Origin of the sequence: Streptomyces albiflavescens (assembly GCF_014645835.1) — a bacterium.
Lineage (GTDB): Bacteria > Actinomycetota > Actinomycetes > Streptomycetales > Streptomycetaceae > Streptomyces > Streptomyces albiflavescens.
Genome location: NZ_BMMM01000020.1, coordinates 32,330 through 49,977 on the forward strand (window position 1 = coordinate 32,330; position 17,648 = coordinate 49,977).

17 protein-coding genes are annotated in these 17,648 nt (G+C 71.5%); 9 read left to right on the plus strand and 8 right to left on the minus strand.

Annotated elements, in window-relative coordinates; genetic code table 11:
- Positions 1-78: 78 nt before the first annotated feature.
- A complete protein-coding gene (locus tag IEY95_RS39415) occupies positions 79-2,085 on the plus strand; it encodes a DUF5107 domain-containing protein (protein WP_189191047.1) in 2,007 nt (668 codons plus the stop codon).
- 187 nt (positions 2,086-2,272) lie between these two features.
- Here the strand turns inward: IEY95_RS39415 and IEY95_RS39420 are convergent, their stop codons facing one another.
- The gene (locus IEY95_RS39420) at positions 2,273-2,626 is read right to left on the minus strand and encodes a VOC family protein (RefSeq protein WP_189191048.1); all 354 of its coding nucleotides are present in this window, start codon (positions 2,624-2,626) and stop codon (positions 2,273-2,275) included.
- A 338-nt stretch (positions 2,627-2,964) separates the two neighbouring features.
- On the opposite strand from IEY95_RS39420, the gene IEY95_RS39425 reads away from it, so the two are divergent.
- Complete coding sequence (locus IEY95_RS39425; RefSeq protein WP_189191049.1) at positions 2,965-4,311, plus strand: NAD(P)/FAD-dependent oxidoreductase; 1,347 nt, start codon at positions 2,965-2,967, stop codon at positions 4,309-4,311.
- Complete coding sequence (locus IEY95_RS39430) at positions 4,308-6,155, plus strand: transketolase (RefSeq protein WP_189191050.1); 1,848 nt, start codon at positions 4,308-4,310, stop codon at positions 6,153-6,155. The genes IEY95_RS39425 and IEY95_RS39430 overlap by 4 nt, the downstream gene beginning before the upstream one ends.
- A 222-nt stretch (positions 6,156-6,377) precedes the next feature.
- Here IEY95_RS39430 and IEY95_RS39435 read toward each other — a convergent pair whose 3' ends face one another.
- The 3 genes from IEY95_RS39435 to IEY95_RS39445 form a co-directional block, all read right to left on the minus strand.
- Complete coding sequence (locus IEY95_RS39435; protein WP_189191051.1) at positions 6,378-6,548, minus strand: hydrophobic protein; 171 nt, start codon at positions 6,546-6,548, stop codon at positions 6,378-6,380.
- Between the two features lie 42 nt (positions 6,549-6,590).
- Positions 6,591-7,412: a class I SAM-dependent methyltransferase gene (locus tag IEY95_RS39440; RefSeq protein WP_189191052.1), complete on the minus strand. Its 822-nt coding sequence runs from the start codon at positions 7,410-7,412 to the stop codon at positions 6,591-6,593.
- A gap of 111 nt (positions 7,413-7,523) precedes the next feature.
- Positions 7,524-9,017 (minus strand): bifunctional phosphatase PAP2/diacylglycerol kinase family protein, encoded by a 1,494-nt coding sequence (locus IEY95_RS39445; RefSeq protein WP_189191053.1) that lies wholly within the window; start codon positions 9,015-9,017, stop codon positions 7,524-7,526.
- Between the two features lie 230 nt (positions 9,018-9,247).
- Between IEY95_RS39445 and IEY95_RS39450 the strand changes: the two genes are divergently transcribed.
- From IEY95_RS39450 to IEY95_RS39460, 3 genes are all read left to right on the plus strand, one after another.
- Positions 9,248-10,867 carry an ATP-binding cassette domain-containing protein gene (locus IEY95_RS39450; RefSeq protein ID WP_189191054.1) on the plus strand — a complete coding sequence of 540 codons (1,620 nt, stop codon included), beginning with the start codon at positions 9,248-9,250 and terminating at the stop codon, positions 10,865-10,867.
- 204 nt (positions 10,868-11,071) lie between these two features.
- Positions 11,072-11,314, plus strand: a complete 243-nt coding sequence (locus tag IEY95_RS39455; RefSeq protein ID WP_189191055.1) for a DUF6158 family protein — start codon at positions 11,072-11,074, stop codon at positions 11,312-11,314.
- Positions 11,311-11,748 carry a maleylpyruvate isomerase N-terminal domain-containing protein gene (locus IEY95_RS39460; RefSeq protein WP_189191056.1) on the plus strand — a complete coding sequence of 146 codons (438 nt, stop codon included), beginning with the start codon at positions 11,311-11,313 and terminating at the stop codon, positions 11,746-11,748. The genes IEY95_RS39455 and IEY95_RS39460 overlap by 4 nt, the downstream gene beginning before the upstream one ends.
- Here the strand turns inward: IEY95_RS39460 and IEY95_RS39465 are convergent.
- The 3 genes from IEY95_RS39465 to IEY95_RS39475 form a co-directional block, all read right to left on the minus strand.
- Positions 11,736-12,278, minus strand: coding sequence for a type 1 glutamine amidotransferase domain-containing protein (locus tag IEY95_RS39465; RefSeq protein WP_189191057.1), 543 nt, complete (start codon positions 12,276-12,278; stop codon positions 11,736-11,738). The two genes, IEY95_RS39460 and IEY95_RS39465, sit on opposite strands and share 13 nt — an antisense overlap.
- Positions 12,279-12,325: 47 nt before the next feature.
- On the minus strand, positions 12,326-12,769 hold the full coding sequence (locus tag IEY95_RS39470; protein ID WP_189191058.1) for a CBS domain-containing protein: 444 nt from the start codon (positions 12,767-12,769) through the stop codon (positions 12,326-12,328).
- 104 nt (positions 12,770-12,873) lie between these two features.
- Positions 12,874-13,251, minus strand: coding sequence for a DUF2795 domain-containing protein (locus tag IEY95_RS39475; RefSeq protein ID WP_189191059.1), 378 nt, complete (start codon positions 13,249-13,251; stop codon positions 12,874-12,876).
- Positions 13,252-13,518: 267 nt separating this feature from the next.
- Here IEY95_RS39475 and IEY95_RS39480 point away from each other — a divergent pair, with 267 nt between their 5' ends.
- Positions 13,519-14,313 (plus strand): RNA polymerase sigma factor SigF, encoded by a 795-nt coding sequence (locus IEY95_RS39480; RefSeq protein ID WP_189191060.1) that lies wholly within the window; start codon positions 13,519-13,521, stop codon positions 14,311-14,313.
- A gap of 15 nt (positions 14,314-14,328) precedes the next feature.
- Here the strand turns inward: IEY95_RS39480 and IEY95_RS39485 are convergent, their stop codons facing one another.
- Positions 14,329-15,456 (minus strand): PAS domain-containing protein, encoded by a 1,128-nt coding sequence (locus tag IEY95_RS39485; RefSeq protein WP_189191061.1) that lies wholly within the window; start codon positions 15,454-15,456, stop codon positions 14,329-14,331.
- A 119-nt stretch (positions 15,457-15,575) separates the two neighbouring features.
- On the opposite strand from IEY95_RS39485, the gene IEY95_RS39490 reads away from it, so the two are divergent.
- Positions 15,576-16,292 carry an ANTAR domain-containing response regulator gene (locus IEY95_RS39490; RefSeq protein ID WP_189191062.1) on the plus strand — a complete coding sequence of 239 codons (717 nt, stop codon included), beginning with the start codon at positions 15,576-15,578 and terminating at the stop codon, positions 16,290-16,292.
- Between the two features lie 216 nt (positions 16,293-16,508).
- Positions 16,509-17,543: a hypothetical protein gene (locus IEY95_RS39495; RefSeq protein ID WP_189191158.1), complete on the plus strand. Its 1,035-nt coding sequence runs from the start codon at positions 16,509-16,511 to the stop codon at positions 17,541-17,543.
- Positions 17,544-17,648: the final 105 nt, after the last annotated feature.

Genomic DNA, 17,648 nt, shown 5'->3' on the forward strand with positions numbered 1-17,648 from the left:
GTCGCCGCCGCCTTTGCGGAATCCTGACCGGATCCTGACGAGCTCACACCCTGGTCAGCTCCTCGATGACCCTGTTCCATGGTCATGGTGACGACGATCCGACGTGACGTACTGACGCTTCCCGCCGCCGAGTTGGGTCCGAGCAACCCGCTGCCGCCGCTCCGGCCGCTCGACGAGATGCATCGCATCGACGAACGGGACAAGGAGGGCCTGCCCCGCGACATGGCCCGCCAGATCGGCTACGAGCCGCTGCGCAGTGTTCTGCCCGAGCGCATCCGGGACGGGTACGAGAGACAGCGGGCGCCGCGCGAGATCGACACGATCGTGATCGAGAACGACCGGCTGCGGGCCACCGTGCTGCCCGGCTACGGGGGCCGTATCGTCTCGCTCTTCCACAAGCCCTCCCGGCGGGAACTCCTCTACCGCAACCCGGTGGTGCAGCCCGCCTGCTTCGCCCTCAACGGAGCCTGGTTCTCCGGCGGCATCGAGTGGAACATCGGCGCGACGGGCCACACCACCTTGTCCTGCTCGCCCGTCCACGCCGCGCGCGTCCCCGCCCCCGACAGCTGGGGGCACCGCCCACGCCGTTCAGGCAGTGGGGGAGAGATGCTCCGCCTGTGGGAGTGGGAGCGGCTGCGCGACCTCCCCTTCCAGGTCGACCTGTGGCTGCCGGACGGCTCCGACTTCCTGTACGTCGGCGTCCGGATCCGCAATCCGCACGAGAAACCCGCGCCTGTGTACTGGTGGTCCAACATCGCGGTCCCCGAGGAGCGCAGGGTGCTGGCACCGGCCGACGAGGCATGGCACTTCGGATACGAGCGGCGGCTGCGGCGGGTGCCGGTACCGGAGTTCGAGGGGGTCGACCGGACATATCCGCTGAACAGCACCTTCCCCGCCGACTACTTCTACGAGGTCCCCGACGGGCGGCGGCGCTGGATCGCCGCGCTCGACGACTCCGGCGACGGGCTCGTGCAGACATCCACCGACGTGCTGCGCGGTCGCAAGCTGTTCGTCTGGGGCTCCGGTCCGGGAGGGCGGCGCTGGCAGGAGTGGCTCACCGAACCGGGAACCGGCGGATACTGCGAGATCCAGGCCGGGCTCGCGCGCACCCAGCTCGAACACGTCCGGCTCGACGCGGAGAGCGATGTGTCCTGGCTGGAGGCCTACGGGCCGCTGGCGGTGGACGCGGAGGCGGTCCACGGGACGGACTGGGAGGCGGCGCGGACGGAGGCCGAGGTCCGGCTCGAAGCCTCCCTTCCTCGGAGTGACGTCGACGCCGCATACGACGCTTGGTTGCCGCGCGCCGACGCCGAACCCGGCGAGGTGCTCGCGGTGGGATCCGGCTGGGGCGCGCTCGAAGTGCGGCGGGCCGCCTACAAGTTGCCGGGCACCCCCTTCGACGAGTCCACGCTGGGTGCCGCGCAGGCGCCGTGGCTGGAGTTGCTGCGATCCGGCGCGTTTCCGGAGCCGCGAAGGGTCGGTCCGCCCGGCGAGACCCTGGTCGCCTCGCACTGGCGCGACATGCTCGAGACCGCGCCGGCCGCGCCGCTCGCCGAATACCACCTCGGGGTTGCCCAGTGGCACGCGGGCGATCTGGCACAGGCGGTGAGGAGTTGGGAACGAGCGCTCGAACTCGCTCCGTCCCTCTGGCCGTTGCTCCGCTGTCTCGCCGTCGCCGACCAGGAGGCCGGCAACCGGGAGCGGGCCGCCGACCGGTACGCCGAGGCGTTCGACGATCTGTGCCGGGAGCGGCGGGACGACGGTGAGGTCTGGACCGCGGCTACGGCTGCGCTGGGACGTGAGGCGATGGGAGCCCTGCTCGCGGTGCGACGTGTGGCGGATGCGCGGGCCGTCTGGGAACGGCTTCGGCCCGCCACGCGCTCGCGTGGGCGCTTCCGCTTGATCGAGGCGCAGTTGTTGCTGGCCGAGGGTGAGGTGGGGGCGGCTCGGGGTGTCTTCGACGCGGGGTTCGACGTTGCGGATCTGCGGGAGGGTGCCGAGGTGATTTCCGAGCTGTGGGCTCGGTTGACGGATGAGCCGTTGCCGGGCCGATACGAGTTCCGGATGCGGCCGCCGGGCGAGTGAACGTGGGGTTTCCTCGCCCCTCCGCCCCTACCCGTCCCGCACCAGCCTTTCGGCTGCGGGTGGGTGGGGGTTGTTCGCGCAGTTCCCCGCGCCCCCTTTCAGGGGCGCGGGGAACTGCGCGATCTTTTGAGCGGGGGTCTGGGGGCGGCAGCCCCCAGGGACGGGCAGGGGCGGAGGGGGCGAAAACCTACTCAGCCGCCCGCCGGTCCACGTACTCGTACACCGCCCCGTCCGGATGCATCGCGATCAGGTTGCGCCCGACCGGCGTCGCGACCGGCCCCGCCAGAATGCGGGCGCCCGAGTCGCTGAGAACACGGTGGGCCTCGTCGACGTCCTTGACGGCGATGGTCGCGGCAACCTTGCGCAGAACGTCCAGCTCGGCCTCGGGCCCGCTCATCAGCAGGAAGCAGCCGACGGCAGCCACCGAGACGCCGCCACGCTCGAAGCGGAGGGCGCGCCCGCCCGAAAGTCTTTCGTAGAAGGGGACCGAGGCCTCCAGGTCGTCGACGCAGATACGCAGCGTGGCTCCCAGAATCTCCATGCGCAGGAGCCTAGTTGGGTCCGGCGGCCAAGGAGATCGTTTCGCGCGGACGGAGGGCTCGGCCCAGACGGTCGGGAGAGGAGACACCGTCTGGACCGAGAGATCAAGCGACCGAAAGGCCGAGCGACCGAGAGATCAAGCGACCGAAAGGCCGAGTGACCGAAAGGCCGACCCGGCGACCGTCCGGCCGGCCGAGCGACACGCTGTCCCGCGGGGCGCGGTCATCGGTCGGGTAACCCGGGGAGCGTGTCCCGAAACGTCCGGCGCCCCCGCGTTTGGGTGCCCTGACCAGGGGGACGCGGAAAGCCTCGTACGAGCGACATCGCCGGAGGCGAAACGTGAGTCGACCCCGCATTCTGATCGTCGGTGCCGGCTTCGCCGGGTACCGGACGGCCCGCACCCTGTCGCGGCTGACCCGGCACAAGGCCGACATCACCCTTCTGAATCCGACCGACTACTTTCTGTATCTTCCCCTGCTGCCCCAGGTCGCCGTCGGGGTCCTGGAGCCACGCCGTGTCACCGTCTCGCTCTCGGGCACGCTGCCCCACGTACGGCTGGTGCTGGGCGAGGCCGACGGCCTCGACCTCGACGCACGCACCGTGCATTACACGGATCCGGAGGGTGACGGGGGCACGCTGACGTACGACCGTCTGGTGCTCGCCGTCGGCAGCGTCAACAAGCTGTTGCCGGTGCCGGGTGTCGCCGAGTACGCGCACGGCTTCCGGGGGCTGCCCGAAGCGCTGTATCTACGGGATCACGTGACCCGGCAGGTGGAGCTGGCCGCCGCGTCCGACGACCCGAAGAGCTGTGCCGCGCGATGCACCTTCGTCGTGGTCGGCGCCGGGTACACCGGGACGGAGGTCGCGGCGCAGGGGCAGTTGTTCACCGACGCGCTGGTACGGAACCGGCCGCTGCGCGAGGGCGTCCGGCCGCGCTGGCTGCTGCTCGACATCGCGCCGCGCGTGCTGCCGGAGCTGGACGAGCGGCTCTCGCGCACCGCCGACCGGGTGCTGCGACAGCGCGGCGTCGACGTGCGTACCGGGACCTCGGTCGAGGAGGCCACGCCGAGCGGAGTCCGGCTCAGCGACGGGGAGTTCGTCGATACGCGGACGCTGGTGTGGTGTGTCGGCGTCCGGCCCGATCCGCTGGTCGAGGGGCTCGGACAGTCCCTTGAGCGTGGGCGGCTGCTCGTCGATCCGTACCTTCAAGTACCGGGCCGACCAGAGGTGTTCGCGTGCGGGGACGCGGCCGCCGTACCCGATCTGGAGAAGCCGGGCAAGTACACGCCGATGACTGCTCAGCACGCCTGGCGGCACGGGAAGGTCGCGGGCCGCAACGTCGCCGCCTCGCTCGGCATCGGCGACCGCCGTGCCTATCGCCACCGGGACCTGGGCTTCACCGTCGACCTCGGTGGCGCGAAGGCGGCCGCCAACCCGCTCGGCGTCCCGCTGTCGGGGCCGCTCGCCGGAGCCGTCACCCGTGGCTACCACCTCGCCGCGATGCCCGGAAACCGCATCCGCGTCGCGTCCGACTGGCTGCTGGACGCCGTACTTCCGCGCCAGGCCGTGCAGCTGGGCCTGGTCCGCTCGTGGTCGGTGCCGCTGGACACCGCCTCGCCGGAGCTGGCGAGGGCACCCGGTGCGCTCGGGAAGTCCGAGAGCCGACAGGAAGGAGAGTCGTCATGAACACCCGTCAACTCATCGATCTCGCCCAGCAGTTGCGTGTGGACAGCGTGCGCGCCTCCGCCGCCGCCGGCTCCGGGCACCCCACGTCCTCCATGTCCGCCGCGGATCTGATGGCGGTCCTGATGGCCCGCCATCTGCGCTACGACTTCGAACGACCCCACCACCCCGGCAACGACCGCTTCGTGCTCTCCAAAGGGCACGCCTCACCGTTGTTGTACGCCGCGTACAAGGCGGCCGGGGCCATCAACGAGACCGAGCTGCTCACCTTCCGCAAGCTGGGCAGCCGGCTCGAAGGACATCCGACACCGCAGCGGCTGCCCTGGGTCGAGACGGCCACCGGCTCGCTCGGACAGGGGCTGCCCGTCGGGGTCGGCATCGCGCTGGCCGGGAAGCGGCTGGACCATACGGGATACCGGGTCTGGGTCCTGTGCGGCGACAGCGAACTCGCCGAGGGCTCCATCTGGGAGGCCGCTGAGCACGCCGGATACGAGCACCTCGACAACCTCATCACGATCATCGACGTCAATCGCCTCGGCCAGCGCGGGCCGACCCGGCACGGGCACGACCTGGACGCGTACGCCCGCCGCTTCCAGGCCTTCGGCTGGCACACCGTCGAGATCGACGGGCACGACGTCGACGCCATCGACCGCGCGTACGCCGAGGCCGAGTCCACCGCCGGGCAGCCGACCGCGATCATCGCCCGCACCCTCAAGGGCAAGGGCGTCGCATCGGTCCAGGACCGCGAGGGCCTGCACGGCAAGCCGCTGCCGGACGCCGACGAGGCGATCGCGGAACTCGGCGGCGTGCACGACCGCCGGGTGGAGGTCCCCTCGCCACCCGCCGCCAGGATGTTGCACGCCGTACGGTCGGGCCATCTCGACCTGCCCCGCTACGAGCTCGGCGACAAGGCCGCCACTCGTGATGCCTACGGACAGGCGCTCGCCGCGCTCGGCACCGCCCGCGGCGACATCGTCGTCCTGGACGGCGAGGTGAGCGACTCGACGCGCGCCGAGTTCTTCGCCAAGGAGCACCCCGACCGCTTCTTCGAGTGCTACATCGCCGAGCAACAGTTGGTCGCGACCGCGGTCGGCATGGCCGCGCGCGGCTGGGTGCCGTACGCCTCGACCTTCGCGGCCTTCCTCACCCGTGCGTACGACTTCGTCCGCATGGCCGCGATCAGCGGCTCCGGCATCAACCTCGTCGGCTCGCACGCGGGCGTCTCCATCGGCCAGGACGGGCCCTCGCAGATGGGCCTGGAGGACCTGGCGATGTTCCGCGCGATGCACGGTGCGACCGTGCTGTATCCGTGCGACGCCAACCAGACCGCGAAGCTCGTCGGCACGATGGCGGGCCTGGAGGGCATCCGCTATCTGCGCACCTCGCGCGGGGACACTCCCGTCATCTACAGCCCCACCGAGGAGTTCCCGGTCGGGGGCAGCAAGGTGCTGCGGGCCTCCGGCAAGGACCGGCTGACCCTCGTCGCGGCGGGCGTCACCGTCCACGAGGCCCTGGCCGCCGCCGAGTCGCTCGACCGCGAGGGCATCCGGGCGAGGGTCATCGACCTCTACTCGGTCAAGCCCGTCGACCGCACCACCCTGCGCGAGGCCGCCGAGGACACGGGGTGCCTCATCACCGTCGAGGACCATCGCGAGGAGGGCGGCATCGGCGACGCGGTCCTCGACGCCTTCCTCGACGGCCGCCCGGTGCCGCGCCTGGTGCGCCTCGCCGTGCGGACGATGCCGGGCTCGGCCACGCCCGCCGAGCAACTGCACGCCGCGGGCATCGACGCCGAGTCGATCGCGGCGGCGGCGCGACTGCTGGTGGAGATGGCCATCGTGCCCTGACCAAAAGCGACGCCCGAAAGGGCAAAGAACGCGAAGCCTCGAAAACCAAGAACACGAGATCGAGACACCAAAGAACACAGCGAGATCGAGACACCAAAGAACACGAAATGCGGCCCGGGGTCTGAAATCCAGACCTCGGGCCGCTTGGGCCGCCAGTTACCAGGGAACGGATTCATCCACTTCCCGGATTCACTCACTTCCCAGGGATCCCAGGGAACGGATTCACCACCGGTACCAGCGCCCCCTGCCTCCCGAGGCGCTCGTGCCGCGCATCAGGAATCCGAGAAGCCACAGGACGAGAACCACCAGTGCTATCCACCAGAGAAGTTTCACTGCGAAACCCGCGCCGAAGAGAATCAGCACCAGAAGCAGTACCAGCAGGATGGGAACCATAATGTGAACCTCCTGCTGACCGGGTTTCCCGAAACGTCCGGATCAGACTTCCTTTCGGCAGAGAATTTCTCCGTGCAGTACGGAGAACCAGCCGTCCTGCTGCCGTCCCCACTCCCGCCAGGCGTCCGACACGGCCCGCAGCTGCTCCGTGGTCGCGTGGCCGCCCCCTGTGGCGCGTTCCGCGTACGCCGAGGCCAGCGTGCGATCCGCCCACAGGCCGCTCCACCACTCCCGCTCGTCCTCGGTGGCGAAGGTCCAGGTGCTCGAGGTGGCCGTGATCTCCCGGATGCCGGCCGCCAGCGCCCACGATGTGAGACGCCGCCCCGCGTCGGGCTCGCCCCCGTTGGCGCGGGCCACCCGCAGATACAGGTCCAGCCAGTTGTCCATGCCCCGCGACTGCGGGTACCAGGTCATCGCCGAGTAGTCCGAATCACGGACCGCGATGAACCCGCCCGGCCTGGTCACCCGGTACATCTCGCGCAGCGCCTGGACCGGGTCGCCCACGTGCTGCAGTACCTGGTGGGCATGGACCACGCAGAAGGTGTCGTCCGGGTAGTCCAGCGCGTGGATGTCCGCGACCGCGAACCCCACGTTGTCCACGCCGCGCTCGGTTGCCACGGCCCGGGCCCGGTCCAGGATCGCCGGTGCGTGGTCGACGCCCGTGACATGCCCGTCGGGAACCAGTTCCGCCAGGTCGGCGGTGATGGTGCCCGGGCCGCAGCCGATGTCCAGGATCTTCATGTGGGGCTTCAGCGAGTCGAGCAGATACGCCGCCGAGTTGGCGGCGGTGCGCCAGGTGTGCGAACGCAGCACGGACTCGTGGTGGCCGTGCGTGTAGACGGCGGTCTCCTGCGACTTCGACATGACGTTCCCCTTCTCGTCTCCTCGTCGTACACGCATCACCGTACGCGCAGATGTCGAATAATGAGACTCGCGTCTTGCGATATGGACTCTTGCGATAGGGACACCGCCTGATCAGTGAAGGGGGAATGGGTGATAGACGGTGAGCGCCTTGGGCATCTTCCGGAGCGTTACCTCTCCCTCCACCTCTGTGACTTCACCGTCGTACGCGAGGAGGGTGCCGGGCGCGACGCCGGCCAGGCGCAGTCGCCGTGTCCGTACGGCCGCGTGGGCGGGGGAGCGGGTCAGGGGGCCGGCGAAGGCGGCGGCCAGCAGGCGGACGGCGGGGCGGCGGCCGCCGTGCACGACCCGTACGTCCAGCCGCCCGTCCGAGAGGTCGAAGCGGCGGGCCGGGGCGAGCCCCACGCGGTGATACGTCCCGTTGCCCGCGAACAGCAGCCACAACGGGTGCGTGCGGCCGCCCAGTTCGGCGCGCAGCGGATGGTGGTCGGCGCGCAGGACGCGCAGGGCGCCGAGCACTCCCGCCGGCCATCCGCCGATCCGCGGCGACCAGCGTTCCCGTTCGCGCACCAGTTCGGGATAGACGCCCAGGCTGCAGGTGTTGAGGAAGATGCCCTGCGTGGCGCCCGACGAGAACCGGCCCACATCCACGCGTACCGCGTCACCCTGCTGGAGGGCGCGGATCAGGTCGCGTTCGCCCTCCACACCGAGGTCCTGCGCGAAGTGGTTGAGGGTGCCCCCCGGGAGGACGGCGAGGGGGAGGCCGTGGCGGAGGGCCACCTCGGCGGCGGTGTTCACGGTGCCGTCGCCGCCGCACACGCCGAGGACCCGGGCGCGGGTCGCGGCCTTCTCCAACTCGCCCCGGATGTCGGGCGGTTCGCACTCCACGATCTCCGCGTGCGGCAGGGCGTCGCGCAGCTCGTTCACCCGGTCAGGGGTGCCCGCGCCCGTGTTGGCCACCATGACCAGGCCCTCGCCCTCCGGGAGCGCGGGCGCGTCGACGCGAGGGCGGCCGGACGCCGGGAGCTGGTCGCGGGTCGGGACCAGGCCGCGTACGGCGTAGGCGGCGCCCGCGCCCAGGGCGGCGCCCGCGAGGATGTCGCTCGGGAAGTGGACGCCGGTGTAGACGCGGGAGAGGGCCACCGCGGCGGCGAGCGGGGCGATCGCCGCGCCCCAGCCGCGGGACTCCAGGGCCACACCCGTCGCGAAGGCCGCGGCGGAGGCGGCGTGGCCCGACGGGAACGAGGTGGTGATCGGCTGGCGCGCGAGCTGTCGGATCAGCGGGACGGGGTCCAGGATCGGGCGGGGGCGGCGGACCGAGCGCTTGCCGAGGGTGTTGATGGTGGCGGAGGCGAGGGCGAGGGAGGCGAGGCCTCGGGCGGCGGCTCGGCGGGACCTGGGGGTGCGGCTCGCCGCGAGCGCCGTGGCTGTGGCGAGCCAGAGTGCACCGTGGTTGGCGCTGCGGCTCAGCCTCGGCAGGAGGCGGTCGCAGCCCGGCCAGTGTCGAGCCGCTGCCGCCTCGAAGAGGCGGCAGTCCGCGGCGAGCAGCCGATCCCTGAGAAGGTGAGGCCCCGGGGGGCGGACGGTGAGGTCTACGTCTGGGGTCATGGCGGTGCGGGTACCCGGTGCGCGCGTTTCATCGCCCCGCCGCCCGTGCCCCTCCCGTACCCGGGGGCGTCGACCCCCAGACCCGCCTTGGGCTGTCTTCCGGGTGCCGACCGGTGAAGGCTTGGCGCGCAGTTCCCCGCGACCCTTCGGGCGCTGCCCGGAACCGTCGGGAGCGGGCCGCCGAATACGCGTTTGCCCATTGCGGTGGGCTCCACGGAGAATGCCGCCTCATGGGACACCTCGAAGCCGCGCATCTGGAGTACTACCTTCCCGACGGGAGGGCGCTGCTCGGCGACGTGTCGTTTCGGGTGGGAGAAGGGGCCGTGGTGGCCCTCGTGGGGCCGAACGGCGCCGGGAAGACGACGCTGCTGCGGCTGATCTCGGGGGAGCTGAAGCCGCACGGGGGGACCGTCACCGTGGGTGGCGGGCTGGGCGTGATGCGGCAGTTCGTGGGGTCCGTACGGGACGAGACGACCGTACGGGAGCTGCTCGTCTCCGTGGCGCCGCCGAGGATCCGCGAGGCGGCCAAGGCCGTGGACGCCGCCGAACACGCGATCATGACCGTGGACGACGAGGCCGCGCAGCTGCGGTACGCGCAGGCGCTGTCCGACTGGGCAGAGGTGCGCGGATACGAGTCCGAGACACTCTGGGACATCTGCACGATGGCCGCGCTGGGCGTGCCGTACGAGAAGGCGCAATGGCGGCTGGTGCGCACGCTCTCCGGAGGTGAGCAGAAGCGGCTGGTGCTGGAGGCCCTGCTGCGCGGCACCGACGAGGTGCTGCTGCTCGACGAGCCGGACAACTATCTCGACGTACCCGGGAAGCGCTGGCTGGAGGAGCGGCTCAAGGAGACCCGTAAGACCGTTCTCTTCGTGTCGCACGACCGGGAGCTGCTGGCTCGCGCCGCCGAGAAGATCGTCAGTGTCGAGCCCAGTCCGGCCGGTGCGGACGCCTGGGTGCACGGTGGTGGATTCGAGACCTATCACGAGGCGCGGCGGGAGCGGTTCGCGCGGTTCGAGGAGCTGCGCAGGCGCTGGGACGAGAAGCACGCCCAGCTGAAGAAGCTGGTGCTGAATCTGCGTCAGGCGGCTTCCATCAGCCATGAGCTGGCGTCCCGGTATCAGGCCGCGCAGACCCGGCTGCGGAAGTTCGAGGAGGCCGGACCGCCTCCGGAGCCGCCGCGCGAGCAGGACATCAGGATGCGGCTGCACGGCGGACGCACCGGCGTCCGGGCCGTCACCTGCAAGGGACTTGAGCTCACCGGCCTGATGAAACCGTTCGATCTGGAGATCTTCTACGGCGAGCGGGTCGCTGTGCTCGGATCCAACGGCTCCGGCAAGTCGCACTTCCTGCGCCTGCTCGCCGGTGGCGACGTGGCGCACACGGGGGAGTGGAAGCTCGGTGCCCGGGTCGTTCCCGGGCACTTCGCGCAGACACACGCCCACCCCGAGCTGGAGGGACGGACCCTGCTCGACATCCTGTGGACCGAGCACGCCCAGGACCGCGGCGCCGCCATGTCCCGGCTGCGCCGCTACGAGCTGACCGCGCAGGCCGAGCAGCGCTTCGAGAAGCTCTCCGGCGGCCAGCAGGCGCGCTTCCAGATCCTCTTGCTGGAGCTGGAGGGCTCCACGGCCCTGCTCCTCGACGAGCCCACCGACAACCTCGACCTGGAGTCCGCGGAGGCGCTCCAGGAGGGTCTGGAGGCCTACGAGGGCACCGTGCTCGCGGTCACTCACGACCGCTGGTTCGCGCGCTCGTTCGACCGCTACCTGGTCTTCGGCTCCGACGGCCGCGTCCGCGAGACCCAGGAGCCGGTGTGGGACGAGCGCAGGGTGGAACGGGCCCGCTAGCGCCCCCGGAGTCGCCCTCGGTGCGCGCCCCGAGGGCCACTTCCGACACAGTGCACGCGCAGACGTGGGCCCGGAACCCCGGATGTTCGTAGAGTGGAGGGAGACAGGTGAGTTCCATGGCTCTCTCCCGGACGCCGCTCGGGGCAACTGCTTGCCGGGCGGGTACGCGGACCGCACCGAGGACACGACGAGCGGGGTACCACCATGACCGGAGTCGACCCGGGCCGGCTGGACGACCAGCAGCTCATGAAAGAGCTGGAAAACATCCACCGCACGCGCCACGACACACTGCTGCACGGATCGAACGACGCGCTGCGGACCCACAACGAGCGCATGGCCCAGCTGGAGGGCGAGTACCTGCGCCGCCATCCTCGCCGCCCGATCACTGCAGGCCGTACGCGTGACGGGGCCCGGGAGCGGGGGTGCGCGGGAGCGCCGCCGGCATGACGGGCACGAAACCGCTGCTCACCCGCCACGCGGAGGCCCTCGACCTGCTCGGCGACCGCGTCCGCACGGTCCGGGACGACCAGTGGGACGCCCCCCCCACGCCCTGCACCGGCTGGACGGTGTGTGATCTCGTCGACCATCTGGTCTCCGGACAGCTGTGGGTGCCCCCGACGCTCCGGGAAGAACGGGTCGCTGCCAACCGCCGGACACGGCCACCGGGACGAACTCGACCGGCCCGTACACCCGTTGCGACCCGCGCCCGTCGAGCGGGCCCCCGACGCCCTCCACCAGCGCCCCGAACACCCTTTCAACGGCGCCGGACTCGCCGCCGAGGCAGGCATCGGGGTGCGCCGGCTCCAGGACGCGTTCCGCCGCTACCGGGATCTGTTCCGCGCGGCCCTGTGCGTACGGCCCCTTCCGCTCACGCCGCCTGACGCGTGAACGCCTCCAGGAGCGCCTCGCGGAACGCCTTGAGATCGGCCGGTTTACGGCTGGTGATCAACGTGTTGGGCCCCCGCCCACAGACGTGCACGCGCTCGTCGACCCAGGTGCCGCCCGCGTTGCGGATGTCCGTGCGCAGACTCGGCCAGGAGGTGAGCACACGGCCCCGGACCACGTCGGCCTCGACGAGTGTCCAGGGTGCGTGGCAGATCGCGGCGACCGGACGGCCCCTCTCGAAGAAGTCGCGTACGAAGGTCACGGCCCGTTCGTCCAGCCGCAGGGTGTCGGGGTTCGCCACGCCGCCCGGCAGGACGAGCCCGTCGAAGGACTGGGCCGACACGTCGGCGACGACCTCGTCCACGGGGAACGTGTCCGCCTTGTCCAGATGGCGGAACGCCTGGATCCGCCCGGGCTTGGTGGACACCAGAACGGGCTCGCCGCCCGCGTCCGTCACCGCCTGCCAGGGATCGGTGAGTTCGATCTGCTCGACGCCCTGCGGCGCCATCAGGAACGCGATACGCATGGCTGCTCCGTCTCCTTTTCCGGCCGTCAGAGCGGCTTTCCCGGCCGTCAGAGCGGCGGGCGACGGGTGCCGGACGGCCGCTCCGACGCGGCGCGGCTGATGTCGGCGAGTGCCGAGCCCGGGTCCTGCGCCACCGCGAGGTCACCGAGGCTCACCATCCCCACCGGCCGACCGTCCTCGACGACCGGCAGCCGGCGTACGGCGTGCTCGCGCATCAGCTCGATCGCGGTGGACACGGCCTCGTCAGGGCCGATCACGACCGGATGGGGGGTGCACACGGCCTGGGCGCTGACGGTCAGCGGATCGGCGCCGTCGGCTACGGCGCGCAATGTGATGTCACGGTCGGTGAGGACCCCGATCAGCTGATGGTCGGCCACCAGGACATCGCCGATGTCCTGGGCCCGCATGAGTTGCGCGGCCTCGACGAGTGAGGCGTCCGGGCTGACCGCGACGACTCCCGGTGTCATGACTTCCCTGACGAAATCTGCCATGGCTGTTGGGCCTTCCTGCGTTCCCCGGCTGCGGGGGTGCGGGTGCGTCGACGGGACGACGGCCGCAGTACCCCCGAGCCGGGCGCCCATGCCTTCCCTTCCGGTCACCCGACGCGCACGACCGCTTCGGCCAGCTCGTGCGCCGTGGTGTAGCGGGCCTTGTGCGGCAGTCGTTCCAGGGCCTCGACGAGCACGTCCGGGGCGTGCTTGTCCCGCAGCAGGCCGGTCAGCTCGCGGGGACCTGCGGGGAACGGCGTACGGCCCAGCAGTCGCCCCAGCTCGAGCTGCACCTTCTCGACGGGGGCGGCCGCACGGCCCGGCGTCACGGGGCCGCTCGCGAGCTCCGGGTCGTCGTCGGCGGTCGGCTCCGGATCGTGCCACTCCTCGGTCCGGGTGGGGTGCCCCGACCTGAGCAGCTCTCGTAGTTCGTGCTTCATCTCCTCGTCCCGGTGGACACTCAGCCGGTCGCTGCCTCGCTGCATGACTCCCTCCAGATGTTCGGGGGTGGTGTTCACGTACCCGTGGACCGGGAGTCGACACGTGGCTCAGCGGTCACCAACCGCCCCACTTTCGTAGCCGTGCGTGTTTGCTCCGCATGCCTCGGGGCAGACGCACTCCCAGTGCTTCGGACAGGAGGCACGTCCGTGGGAGCGGCGAACCGTCGCCACGGGTGTGTCCGTCCGGCGCATCGACGCACTCCCACGGTGACTGCCCAACTCAAGGCACCTCCGAGGGAGTTGCTACGCACCATGCGAACTCAAGCGAGCGCGAAGCATCATCCGCACGACGACGCCCCCGACACCGCAGAGGCATTCCGCAAGCTCGCCACGCTCCCCCCGGGCCAGCAGCGCGACACGCTCCGTGAGGAGATCGTCGAGGCCTGGCTGCCGATGGCCGAACGGCTCGCGGGGCGGTTCCGCAGCCGCGGCGAGAGTCACGAGGACCTGCGCCAGGTCGCGGCGCTCGGCCTGGTCAAGGCCGTCGACCGCTACGATCCGGAGCTCGGCAACGCCTTCGAGAGCTACGCCGTGCCGACCATCACCGGTGAGATCAAGCGCCACTTCCGCGACCACATGTGGACCCTGCATGTGCCGCGCCGCGTCCAGGACCTGCGCAACCGGGTGCGGTTCGCCAGCCAGGACCTGTCGGGGACCATCTCGGGCCGCAGGCCCACCGTCGCCGAGATCGCCGAGCACGCCCGAATGAGCGAGGAGGACGTCCTGACCGGCCTGGAAGCCCTGGAGAGCTTCACCGCCCTCTCCCTGGACGCCGAACTCCCGGGCAGCGAGGACGGCTACTCGCTCAGCGACGCCCTCGGATCGCCCGACCCGGCCCTCGACACCGTGATCGACCGCGAGGCCGTCAAGCCCCGCCTGCAGGCCCTGCCCGAACGGGAGCGCGCCATCCTCTACATGCGGTTCTTCGGTGACATGACCCAGAGCCGCATCGCCGACGAACTCGGCATCTCCCAGATGCACGTCTCCCGGCTGATCAGCCGCTGCTGCACCCGACTGCGCGACCAGGTGATGCGCGACGTGGCGTAGCGCCCGGTCCGCGGATCAGTTCAACCGCGCCATGGCCAGCGCGATATGACGGGACATCATGTCCATCGCCTGCCCCTCGGCCATGGAGAACGCCAGCCGCGCGCCGCTGCGGAACAGCGTCAACACCCCCCGTACGGGCCCGGATTCGGTGGTCAGTGGCACGCACAGCAGCGACGTCACATTCGCGCGTACGAGGACGGGAGCGCCCGAGGTGTCACGCCCGAAGGCGTCCGGGTCCTCGGGGCGCACCTGAAGGGCCGTGGAACCGCCGCGTGCCGCCTCGACGACGAGGGGGCACGCGGCGGGATCCTGCCCGGCCACGGCCGCCACCTCCTCGGCGCGGTCCGACGGTCCCAGGACGGTCGTACGGGACAGTCGCGCGGCCCCGGCGTCGGCCACCACCCAGTCCGCGAAGCGCCCGTGCAGCACCCCGGCCGCCCGTGCGAGCACCGCGGAGCGGTCCCCGCCGGGTGCGCTCAGCAGTGCCGTGGTCATCGCGTCCACCAGGTCCATCAGCGCGGCGTGCCGGGTGGTCTCGGAGAGGCTCGGCGCTGCCTGGCCCGGCATGTTCCCCTCCGACGGCACCCGGGAGTCGCCGGGCTGCAGGACGACGAGGACGGCGGTCCGGGGTTCCCCGCTGGGCCGCAGGGCGGTCAGCGTGGCGCGCACCGGTACCGACGGCTGCTGCTGGAGGTGCACGGTGAGACCGCGGTCGCCCTCGCCGCGTGCCACCGCCGCCGCTTGCGAGCGGAACGCGGCACGGTCGGCGTGCGCGAGGAACCCGGTCAGCGGCCGGCCGGTCGCATAGCCCGCCCGGACTCCGGTGAAGGCGGTCGCCGCGAAGTTCAGTCTGCGCACCACCGTCTCGCGGTCCACCAGCGCGACGGGCACCGGCACCCGCTGGAAGAGTGCCTTGAGAAGCTGCTGCTCCTGACGGTCCACCGAGGCGACGCCGGACGGGGCGGCCAGCGACAGGCGCTGGAACCATGGCCACAACTGGTCGGCCACATGGTCGAGTTCGAAGATCGCCGCGTCGAGCACCGTGGGAAGGTCGTCGGACGACACGGGCCGAGACGCCTTCAACTCCGCAACGCGGCGCACGAAATCCGCAAGTTCCTCACCGAATTCGTCCGTCTGCGCCATGCGATGAACGTAACCCGAGCGGCGCATTCCGGGGGCGGCGGGGGCCGAACCCGCAGAACTTGTTTTTCACGCAGGTGAGCGGGAAGGCGCCGAGGAGAGAACGAGAGGGGGAGCGAACCATGCCGGAAACCGATCAACTCGGCCACCTGGGAACGGAATCGCCCGAGTCCGCCCTTCCCGGAAGGAGGCTCTCGGAACTCGTCGAGCAGGCCGTGCGCTGCACCACCGACTGCTGCGGCGCCAGCAGCATGGTGTGCGAGCACGGCGCCGAGCTGCCCGTCGCGGTGACCCACCCCGACCTTGCCGGACTCGTCTCGGTGCAGCTCCGCTCCGGCGACGGGCCGATCCCGGCCGCCCTGGAGCACGGTGAGCCCGTCGACTCGGCGGACCTGCTGCGCGAGGAGCGCTGGCCGGAGTACCGCGCCATGGCCCTCGACGCGGGCGTGCGCTCCAGCGTCACCATCCCCTTCCGGCGCTCCGGGCTGACCGTCACCCTCAGCCTCTACAGCTTCCGGCCCGGCGCCCTGGAGGACGTCCCGCACGGCCCCGCCCGCGCGCTCGGCGAGCTCGCCGCGACCTGTCTGGTCCGCGACCGCTCCTACCGCGCCGCGCTCACCGAGCTCGACCAGCTGGGCACCGCGCTGCGCTCCCGGCCCGTCGTCGACCAGGCATGCGGGATCGTCATGCACGTGCTCGGCTGCGACGCGGACACGGCCTTCGGGGTACTGCGCCGCATCTCGCAGGGCACCAACCGCAAACTGTCCGACGTCGCCTCGGCCGTCGTGGACAAACGTGGTCGGGGACTGGAGAAGCAGCTCGTCGCACTGTCCAACTGACCGGTTGTGGCAGGCGGGCCCCGGGCCCGGGCGGACGGGGGCCACGTGTCTGGGGCATGCGGTGGTTCTCGAGCCCGTGGCGTCACCCGCTCGGGCGTCCGTGTCCCGCGAATGGTGCCCGGCCGCGCGCGCCGCGCCGCGGGGCGGGCTGTGATGGGCTCCGGGGGCACGACGGCCGTGCCCCCGGGAAGCCGCCCTGCCGAAGGAGCCCGTCCCATGCGCCGTACCGCCCGTGCCCTGTCCGCAACCGCCCTGGCCGGTGCCGCCCTGGGCGCCGCCGCGTCGGCCGCGTCCGCGGATCCGGCCGCGGAGGTCAGCCCGGGGTCCGTCGAACCCGGTGGCACGATCACCATCTCCGTCACCTGTGACGGGATCGCCGGATCCCCGCCCGACTTCATCGACGCCACCTCGGAGGGCTTCGAGAAGGGAAAGGTCCAGCTGCGCCGGGTGGAGGGCGGCGAGCAGGGGGTGGCGGGTGCCGCCGCCTACCGGGGTACGGCCCGTGTCCCGCAGAGCGACGCCGTCGACGCCGGCTCTGACGCGGTGGCCGCCCAGTCGGAGTGGGGCGTCGACGGCGCGTGCCCCGGGGCCTCGGGCGGCCAGGAGGAGAAGTGGAAGGCCTCGTACACCGTGGCTCGTGGCCTCACCGCGGCCGCCGGCACCACGCAGAGCCTCCCGGACAGTGGCGCTGTGGAGCCCCCGAGTGACAGTGGCACCGTGGAGCCCCCGAGTGACAGTGGCACCGTGGAACGCCCGCCCGACAGTGGCACAGGGCAGAGCCTGCCGGACAGCGGCACCACGCAGAGCCTCCCGGACAGCGGCACAGGGCAGAGCCTCCCGGACAGTGAGGCCGTGGAGCCCACGAGTGACAGTGAGGCCGTGGAGCCCCCGAGTGACAGTGAGGCCGTGGAGCCCACGAGTGACAGCGGCGCCGTGGACCCCCCGAGTGACAGTGGCACCGTGGAACGTCCGCTCGACAGCGGCACGGGGCAGAGTCCGTCGGACAGCGACGCCGTGGAGCGCCCGTCGGACAGTGACGCCGTGAAGCGCCCGTCGGACAGCGACGCCGCGGAGCGCCCGTCGGACAGCGGTACCGGGCAGCGCCCACCGGCTATTGAGGGTGGGGTGCAGGCCGGGGAGGGCGGCGCCTTCACCGACTCCGTCCCGGCGCTGGCTGCCGGAGGTGTCCTCATCGCGGGCGCTCTGGGCGCGGCCGCCCACCGACTGCGCTACAAGGACACGTCCGCCTGAGGGGTGACAGCACAACCCGACCGGCCGTCCATGGGGTGGCCGAACCTTGGGTACGGAGAGGCCGAGGGCGCGAGCGGCACCGTACGAGTGGCTGTACGAAGGGAC